This is a genomic window from Bacillus cereus group sp. BfR-BA-01347 (assembly GCF_022663835.1).
Lineage (GTDB): Bacteria > Bacillota > Bacilli > Bacillales > Bacillaceae_G > Bacillus_A > Bacillus_A thuringiensis_K.
In genome coordinates, this window is the sequence record NZ_JAKUGG010000008.1 from 213,357 (window position 1) to 222,284 (window position 8,928).

Here is an 8,928-nt window from a genome sequence, read left to right on the forward strand (position 1 = left end):
GATTATGTATGAAATCATTTCGTAAGTTATTACAGTATTTAAAACCATACATGTTCTTCGCTATTATTGGACCGCTATTTATGGTACTTGAGGTTGCGATGGACTTAATTCAACCGACTATTATGCAACATATCATTGATGTTGGGATTGCAAATCGGGATTTAAATTATGTAATAAAAATGGGGCTTCTTATGATAGGAGCAGCAGCACTCGGTTTAGTTGGAGGGCTTGGGTGTATGATGTATTCTACAAAAGCAGCTGTTAATTTCGCTACAGACATACGAAAAGATGTGTTTGCGACAATAGAAACATTTTCTAGTAATAATCGTGATTCATTTGGAACAGGTAAATTATTAACGATTGTGACGAATGATATCACTTCCATCCAATCGGCAATGACAATGACATTACGTGTTCTCGTTCGTGGTCCGCTGTTGTTTATTGGAAGTATAATTATTGTTTTTGTAACAGCGCGAGAGTTATTTCCAATATTACTTGTAGTTATTCCAATTTTATTACTTGCGATTATTTTAATTGCAAGCAAAGCAAGTGGTACATTTAAAAAGGTGCAAGAGGCATTAGACAAAGTCAATACAAAGTTACAAGAAAATTTATCTGGTGTGCGTGTTATAAAAGCGTATGTAAGACAAAAATATGAAATCGCTCAATTTGGAAATGTAAATACAAATTTAACGAAGATAAATATTCGAGCTGTGCAGCTTATTTCTTTAATGATGCCAATCATTATGCTAGTTGTAAGTGGCGGGATTGTCGCAACATTATGGATTGGTGGAGAAAAAGTATTCAATGGAACGCTTCAAGTAGGAGCGATTTTGGCATTTATTAATTACTTGAATATCATTTTAATGTCACTTATGTCGATTAGCATGGTATTTATTCAAATTGCGCGAGCTTTTCCATCTGCGGATCGTGTACAGCAAGTGTTAAATACAGAGGTTGATATTATAAGCGGAGCGAATGCGATCGAACCTGAGAAAATCGAGGGGAATATTCAATTTAAAAATGTTAGTTATAGCTATACGAAAAATAATGAATACGTTTTAAAAGATATTTCGTTTAGCATACAAAAAGGTGAAAAAGTAGGGATTATTGGATCGACTGGAAGTGGTAAATCTACCTTAGCGAAGCTGTTACCACGTCTATATGATGTTGATCAAGGTGAAATATGTATAGATGGAATAGATGTTAAAACATATGATTTGCAAAAACTTCGTGCTTCAATAGGGTTTGTACCTCAGAAGGCTTTGTTGTTCTCAGGTAGTATAGAAGAGAATTTACGTTATGGTAAAGAAGATGCAACACATGATGAGCTGGAAGTAGCAGCTGCATCAGCTTGTGCGACTGAGTTTATCAATAAGCTGGGAGAATCTTATCAATATAATTTAACACAAGGTGCGACAAATCTATCAGGTGGACAAAAACAACGTCTATCAATTGCAAGGGCACTTGTGAGAAAACCACCGATTCTCATATTAGATGATTCTACATCAGCAGTTGATGCGAAATCAGAGGCTACTATTCAAACAGCTTTAAAAACAAAATATAAAGGCACAACGACTTTATTAATTGCGTCCAAAATTTCTTCCATAATGGATGCGGATAAAATACTTGTATTAGATAATGGTGAATTAGTTGGCAATGGTACACATGAACAATTGTTAGAACGAAGTGAGGTTTATCAGGAAATTTATCTTTCCCAAGGTGGTAATTTGCATAAAGAAGGTGGGGAAGAACATGCGTAATTTTCAAGGGCAATTTGCTAATAAAGGTGGACGAAACACACCAAAGATGGGAAAAGCTAAAAATGCCCAAGGAACTGTAATGCGGATATGGAACTATATGGGCTATCAAAAAGCTGCTCTAATGTTTGTTATATTTCTAGTCGTTGTTACTACTTTACTTGGATTATTAGGTCCCTATTTTATGGGAGTCATTATAGATCAATATATTGTACCGAAAGATTTAAGTGGTACAGCAAGAATGTGTATGTTACTTATCGCGATTTACGGTGTAACTGTACTTTTAACATGGTTACAAACATTTGTCATGATTAACGTTGCATTAAAAACAATTCAAAAAATAAGACAAGATATTTTTGAGAAAATCCAAACGCTTTCTTTACGGTTCTTTGATGTGCGTTCTCAAGGTGATTTAATGAGCCGGGTGACAAATGATATAGATAATTTGAATCAAGCTTTGACACAAAGTGTTGTACAAATTATTTCATCAGCGTTAACTTTTATAGGTGTAACGATTGCGATGTTCGCTTTAAATTGGATTTTAGCAATTGTAACTTTAATTACAGTACCTATTATGTTTTACGTTACAAAAAAACTAGTTGCATATAGTGGTAAAAACTTTGCGAAGCGTCAAAAAGATTTAGGTGAATTAAATGGATTTATTGAGGAAGCAATTACAGGTGCGGATGTTACGACGTTGTACGGAAAAGAAAAAGAAACTGTACAAAATTTCAATAAAATTAATGAACAGCTAAGAGTTTCAGCTACGAAGGCTGATACATTTTCAGCTTTTATTTTTCCAAGTATGAACTTTATTAATAACTTAGGTATGGGGCTTGTCATTGGGACTGGATCAGTTATGGTCTTAAACGGAATGACAACAGTAGGTGTTATTGCAGCTTTTATTAATTATTCTCGTCAATTCTCAAGACCGTTAAGTCAATTTGCGACTTTAATGAATACAATTCAAGCGGCAGTTGCTGGTGGAGAACGTGTTTTTGAGATTATGGATGAGGTACCAGAAATTCAAAATAAAAAAGACGCATTTGTTGTACAAAATTTACAAGGGCATGTTGCACTTGAGAATGTTTCATTTGGCTATGCAGAGAATAAAACGATTTTAAAAGAAGTGAGTCTTAAAGCGCAGCCAGGAGAGACAATTGCTTTAGTTGGTCCGACTGGATCAGGGAAAACAACAATCATTAATTTGTTAACTCGCTTTTATGATATACAGCAAGGACAAATTCATATTGATGAAAAAGATATAAAAGATTATGATATTAATTCTTTACGAAGTAAAATAGGAGTAGTTTTACAGGATACGTATTTATTTGCTGGTTCGATTATGGATAATATCCGTTATGGACGCTTAGATGCTACTGATGAAGAAGTCATCACTGCAGCCAAGGCAGCATCTGCACATTCTTTTATTAAGCATTTGCCAAATCAATATGAAACAGAAATTGCTTCAGAAGGATCGAATTTAAGTCAAGGACAAAAACAACTTCTTGCGATTGCACGAGCAATTTTAGCAGATGCAGATATATTAATTCTCGATGAAGCGACATCTAATATTGACACAAGAACAGAATTACAAATACAAGCAGGACTAAATAATTTAATGAGAGGTCGCACAAGTTTTGTGATCGCTCATCGACTTAAAACAATTGAAAAAGCAGATCAAATCCTTGTTATAAAGGATGGAAGAATTTTAGAAAGAGGGGATCACGAATCTCTTATGAAAGATAAAGGATTCTATTTTGATTTGTATACGAGCCAGTTTAAAATATAGTAAAAGCATTGATATGTTGCGGTTTCTCTTGAGAGGAGAAACCGCATTTTTTTATATTTGTAAATATTATTCTAATGGTCTTTCACTACATAGTTTAACAGCATCCGCCTGCATTCCAGGCAAAGCATGTGGATAGCGATTTAATGTTATGAACATATCTTTATAACTGAATTGTTCACTTACAGTCTTTAGATGTATACCTTGTTTCAAAAGTAGCGTAGCATGTGTATAACGTAAATCATAAAATCGAACCTTAAAAATCGGAATTTAAATAAAAAGAGCGCTGTTAAAAGCGCTCTGAGACAAACTATATATTTAGAGAGGAATCAAGATAATATATGGATATTGTTTGAGAATGTTGTAGGTTTTAATTAAAAATAAAGCACACATATAAGTGTGCTTTTATGAACGCTTTAGATTTGTATGACTATATAGTCAACATACAATAAAATATGCTTGTTTGATATAAATGTGTGTCAAATCTATAAAAATATTTTTTAGTGTGTATAAGGAACATTAAATGTTAGTTAGCCAAGTCTTTTGTTTTTATCCCGCATTAACGGGCAACCCAATTGGTGAGGGCTAATAATCATGGGGGATGAACTAAACCCCAATGATTAAAGTTTCACTTTATTAACGAATTTGCGCAACTGTTAACGCTGCAGAACGAATATCTACTGTACCTATTACTTCAACGGGGACAATTTGAATTAAATCACCAGGGTTTAAGTTAATTAGAATGACACCACTTGATACATCAACTTCACCAGTTCCGATAATATTAGAACGGACTGCGGTTCCGGATCCTGCAATAACATTAGTCGATGAATTTAATGTCAAGAAAAAGCGTGCTGCTTCTGGGGCTAATGGAACGTTATCAAGGCTAATCGTTAATGTATAGCTAATTTGATAAATACCAGCTACCTGAATTTTAATACCAGTTCCAGTACTAATTGTATCATTGATTACAGGGACAGTAATGTTAGGATTTGGGCCTGTACTAGGTAATAGTAGTGGTGTAAATAATGTTGCAAATTGAGGTGAAGTAGCATTGAAGGCAAAACCTAGGGCAGGTAGTGTACTAGATGCTTGTGCTTCACAATTAAAATTAGCGAATTTACGAATGGATGAGCGCATATTTTCACTCCTTTCTTGTATTTAGATTTCGTGAGTATTAACTTCACATTTTGGACAAGCATAATACAATATATGAAAATTTATAGTAGATAGTGCATAAGCGTTACTATTACGGATAAAGCTATGAATAATAATAAATACTATATGGAAAAAGCAGTTAGCTAATTTAGCTAACTGCTTAGTAGGTTCTCCAAGAGCAAATAGACGAAAAATTATTGCGCTATATAAAAGATCACTATAGATAAGTGCTCTTTTTGAGAGTGAGTATAAATTTCTATCATTCTATCTAGTATATGCACTGTATTATGTAGTTGCTACTAAAATTGATATGAACTTTTAAAATTAGAGGTTTCTTTTAATGAAACCTCTAAAAAGACAACTAAAGTTACGTTATAGTAAATTCAATTGCGATAGGAGTGCCTCCATCTAGGACAGCTCCTCCTACAATAGTAGCAGCTGTAGTAGTTACACCAGTAATAGTATCACCTGTTTGAATAACACCATTAATATAAAGTGTTAAAAAGGCATATGAAGCAGGGAATGTTGTTACAGCACCAGTGTCATCAGTGAAGTCTGTGTTAGCAAAAGTTAAATCTGCTCCAGCAGCAGTTCCTGTTGCTGCTGTACTTACAAATCGTCTTCCAGCTATAAAAGGTTTAACGATAGGCATTTATATTCACCCCTTTTTGAGAATTAACTCAGACAAGTTTTTTTGAAAGTTTTGTCCTGTATCGTATATTATGCTGTGCTTCTACTAAGAGATACGGCTTGTATACTAGTAAATAAATATAATTATTATGCGTTTTACAAGTTAGATTCTTATAAGTAATTAAGTGATTAAGGTTGGATTTTGTATATGGTACGTTCAGGTTAAAAAAGAGCTCTTCATCAAATTATTATCTTAGTGTTGGAGGGAAACTGGCGGCCTCAGTGACAGATGGTAGAAATAATTTACGTGGTATTGTAATAAATTCAAGCGCAATTTGCTTTGGATAAAAAAATATTTGAGTTAAATCTAGAGCATGTATTAATAGTATCATGAAGCTTGTAAGAATTATAAAACTACCCCAAAAGAAACTTTTTGAAGTATTGCGAAAATCTTTTATTAAAGAAAAGAATGAAAAAATGCGGTAACAATGAGAATTAAAAATTTATACTTATCAGCCATTGTGATCCTCCTAAAGAACAGTAATTTATATTATAACGTATTTTTTTTCTATAATTATAAAAAGATTTTCAAATGCCTATGTTGTAGACTTATTGTTTTCATTTTGCATACAATCGTATAATATTAAATTGAATAATATTGAAGAGCTTTATTAAGCTAGCGTCACAAAACAAAATTAATATTATAAAGTGAGAAACATTCTAGTTTATTTCGTAGTCCCAATCCATAAATTAGAACTACGAAATGGATTATTAATAAAAACATTTTAAGATTATTATAATAATGATGTGGTGTATACAGAAAAGAGGATGAAAAAAGCATCCAGAATGAGTTGATAGCTAGTGGATAACAATTGAAATAGCACTGAAAACTAATAAAACAGCCATAATGATGTTAAATAATTGATTATGTTTTAATAAAAGTTTTTGAAACATGGAACCCAAAAGGCTCCAACTAAATGTACTCAGTAAACCGACTATACCTAGAAATAATGAGAAAAGTAGAAAACTTGAATATGAATTGTAGTAAGGGAGTATAAAAGTAGAGACTACTGTGAGTCCGAATAATATTCCTTTAGGGTTAAAAAATTGAAGGAAAATACCCACTGTAAATAAGTTTTTATTATTTTTTTCATTGTGATCTGCACCGCCTTTACTAGTGATTATTTTAAAGGCTAAATATAGCATATACGTGACACCTAAAATTTTTAAAGGAAATTCAATTATAGGGACAATATTAATTAATACAATATTAAAGAAACTACATAAAGAAGTGAGGATGAAAAAACCGAATGCTACTCCAAAGCAAAAGTTTATGCTTCTCTTTAATCCATGTTGATTTGCGTATGTCATAGCTAAGAAATTGTTAGGACCAGGTGTGAAGCTACTTATAAATACAAATAACAAAAAAGAAAATATAGGCATTTCAACCTCCTTATTTTTTGTGTGTTATAATGACCAAAAAGAACGATATAACGTTTTTTATTATACATAACGGTCGTTATATTGTATACAGTGTAGGAGTGTTTTTTATGGAAGAAATTCAACTTATTCTGGCAAAAAATTTAAAATCAATACGTGAAAAAGAAAAATTAAGTTTAGAAAAGGTCTCTCAATTAACAGGTGTAAGTAAAACAATGATTGGACAAATAGAAAGAGGAGATTCAAGCCCGACAATAACGACAATATGGAAAATTGCTAATGGTTTGAAAGTATCCTTTACCTCTTTAATCAATAATCCAAAGCCTGATACGAAAGTAGTTTTACGAAATGATGTTCAAGTATTGTCTGAAGACAATGGGAAATATAAGGTGTATCCCTCATTTCCTTTCCAAGATGATAGGAACTTTGAAATCTATATGGTTGAAATTGATACAGAAGGGAAATTAAGTTCAGAAGCGCATAAAGAAGGAACAGAGGAGTTTATAACAGTATTTGAAGGGAAATTGACAATTGACATAAATGATTGTCAATATACGTTAAATAATGGAGACTCAATTCGCTTTAAGGCGGATAGACCGCATACTTATACTAACTCAGGAAGAACATTAACTCGGTTAAGTATGACTATTTATTATCCAGCTTTATAAGCTGGCAATAATATGAAGAGTAAAAGTGTATTGTTAAAACCATCTATAAGAGATGGTTTTATTTTTTTGAATATAAAAAAAGACACTCAATTGAGTGTCAATATAGTATTGCTCTCGCGTATAGGATTGGAGATGTTCCTCAAATACATATTGAGATGGTCTGTAAAAAAGAAACAATCTTCATCTTTAATGTAACATCGACATGGGGAAAGTGTAAATTGATAATATATATACGGAAAATTTAGTATAGATGTTTTCTACTATGGATATAGTACAATTTACTTTTATTACGTAATCACTATCGTAATATTTACCAATTGAGTATTTAGGTTGTTTATTATAAAAAGAATGAATCATTTTTTAATCAATTCGTATAATTGTAAGAGAGGCACCTGTTGATCCACCTCCAACTAAATTCACGACAGATAATATACCAAATAATTGTAGTGAAATTGTATTACCAGCATTTAAATTAGTAATTAAATTATTACTATAATTTGAAGTTGATAAAGCGGGAGAAAAAATAGAGCCAGGAATTGGCGTAGAAGCGTTTAATAGTAGTCTAGTTCCAGCAAGTAGAGCGGTTGTCGTATTAACTTGATAGGTTAAATGATATCTTCCAGTTACAGGAATTGTAAATACGTCATTTGAAGCGTTAACTGTAAAATTACCAAGACTTTGGTTATTTGAAAGTGGAATGTTTGTTCCTCCTAATATGACTGAAACAGGACCACCTGATGTATTATTAGCGAACATAGAGTTTGTTGTAACGATAGACCCAGTACTGCCGGTAGGCCCAGTACTCCCAGTAGACCCAGTACTGCCGGTAGATCCAGTATTCCCGGTAGGCCCCGTAGGTCCAGTAAGCCTGTAAGGGAAAATAATGTCAAGAGCCATTGATATTAATTCCTTTTTTCTAATTTCATTATTATCTTGAATATAAATCACCTCAACTTTTTAAATAAGAATATTATAGATTTAGTACTTTTTAAATAGAATGATTAATTTATTATATTAATTAAAGCGGTTATAGCAACGGTAAAATGTTTAATATATGTAATAATTCTTTGGGAAGAAAAAAGAGAATAGTTATAAATTTTTTCTTTAATGATAGGGTCATAATGATGTGTATGAATTAAAAAACATGTGGAATGAGGTATTAAATTGAAACGCAATGACAATTTATCATTGAATAAGGGGATGATAGGACCAGAAAATATTGGACCTACCTTTCCGATTCTTCCACCAATTTATATTCCAACCGGAGAAACAGGACCGACTGGACCAACAGGGATAACAGGCCCAACCGGAATAACAGGCCCAACCGGAGAAACGGGGCCGACCGGAATAACAGGCCCAACCGGAATAACAGGCCCAACCGGAGAAACGGGGCCGACCGGAATAACAGGCCCAACCGGAGAAACGGGGCCGACCGGAATAACAGGACCAACCGGAGAAACAGGCCCAACCGGAATAACGGGAC

8 protein-coding genes and 1 pseudogene are annotated in these 8,928 nt (G+C 33.1%); 4 read left to right on the plus strand and 5 right to left on the minus strand.

From position 1 onward, the window contains the following. The first annotated feature begins 8 nt into the window (after nt 1-8). Nucleotides 9-1,763, plus strand: a complete 1,755-nt coding sequence (locus MR143_RS14955; RefSeq protein WP_199717813.1) for an ABC transporter ATP-binding protein — start codon at nt 9-11, stop codon at nt 1,761-1,763. Beyond that, nucleotides 1,756-3,552 (plus strand): ABC transporter ATP-binding protein, encoded by a 1,797-nt coding sequence (locus tag MR143_RS14960; protein WP_001243552.1) that lies wholly within the window; start codon nt 1,756-1,758, stop codon nt 3,550-3,552. Before MR143_RS14955 ends, MR143_RS14960 begins: the two co-directional genes overlap by 8 nt. A gap of 633 nt (nt 3,553-4,185) precedes the next feature. On the opposite strand, the gene exsF is transcribed toward MR143_RS14960, so the two are convergent. The 4 genes and pseudogenes from exsF to MR143_RS14980 all read right to left on the minus strand — a co-directional run bounded on the left by exsF (nt 4,186) and on the right by MR143_RS14980 (nt 6,780). Next, nucleotides 4,186-4,689 carry an exosporium protein ExsF gene (gene exsF / locus MR143_RS14965; RefSeq protein ID WP_001257878.1) on the minus strand — a complete coding sequence of 168 codons (504 nt, stop codon included), beginning with the start codon at nt 4,687-4,689 and terminating at the stop codon, nt 4,186-4,188. A gap of 385 nt (nt 4,690-5,074) precedes the next feature. Beyond that, nucleotides 5,075-5,359 carry a DUF4183 domain-containing protein gene (locus tag MR143_RS14970; RefSeq protein WP_001123247.1) on the minus strand — a complete coding sequence of 95 codons (285 nt, stop codon included), beginning with the start codon at nt 5,357-5,359 and terminating at the stop codon, nt 5,075-5,077. Nucleotides 5,360-5,585: 226 nt separating this feature from the next. Next, nucleotides 5,586-5,857 (minus strand): annotated as a pseudogene (locus MR143_RS14975) (hypothetical protein). Between the two features lie 338 nt (nt 5,858-6,195). Beyond that, the gene (locus tag MR143_RS14980) at nt 6,196-6,780 is read right to left on the minus strand and encodes a LysE family translocator (RefSeq protein ID WP_001121278.1); all 585 of its coding nucleotides are present in this window, start codon (nt 6,778-6,780) and stop codon (nt 6,196-6,198) included. Nucleotides 6,781-6,809: 29 nt separating this feature from the next. Here MR143_RS14980 and MR143_RS14985 point away from each other — a divergent pair, with 29 nt between their 5' ends. Then, on the plus strand, nt 6,810-7,445 hold the full coding sequence (locus tag MR143_RS14985; RefSeq protein ID WP_157407015.1) for a helix-turn-helix domain-containing protein: 636 nt from the start codon (nt 6,810-6,812) through the stop codon (nt 7,443-7,445). A 360-nt stretch (nt 7,446-7,805) separates the two neighbouring features. Here the strand turns inward: MR143_RS14985 and MR143_RS14990 are convergent, their stop codons facing one another. Beyond that, entirely contained in the window at nt 7,806-8,393 is a 588-nt protein-coding gene (locus MR143_RS14990) for a BclA C-terminal domain-containing protein (RefSeq protein ID WP_033690119.1), read from the minus strand. Nucleotides 8,394-8,609: 216 nt separating this feature from the next. Between MR143_RS14990 and MR143_RS14995 the strand changes: the two genes are divergently transcribed. Continuing rightward, nucleotides 8,610-8,928, plus strand: a 319-nt coding sequence (locus MR143_RS14995; RefSeq protein ID WP_242280815.1) for an exosporium leader peptide-containing protein, incomplete at its 3' end; no start/stop codon positions are given.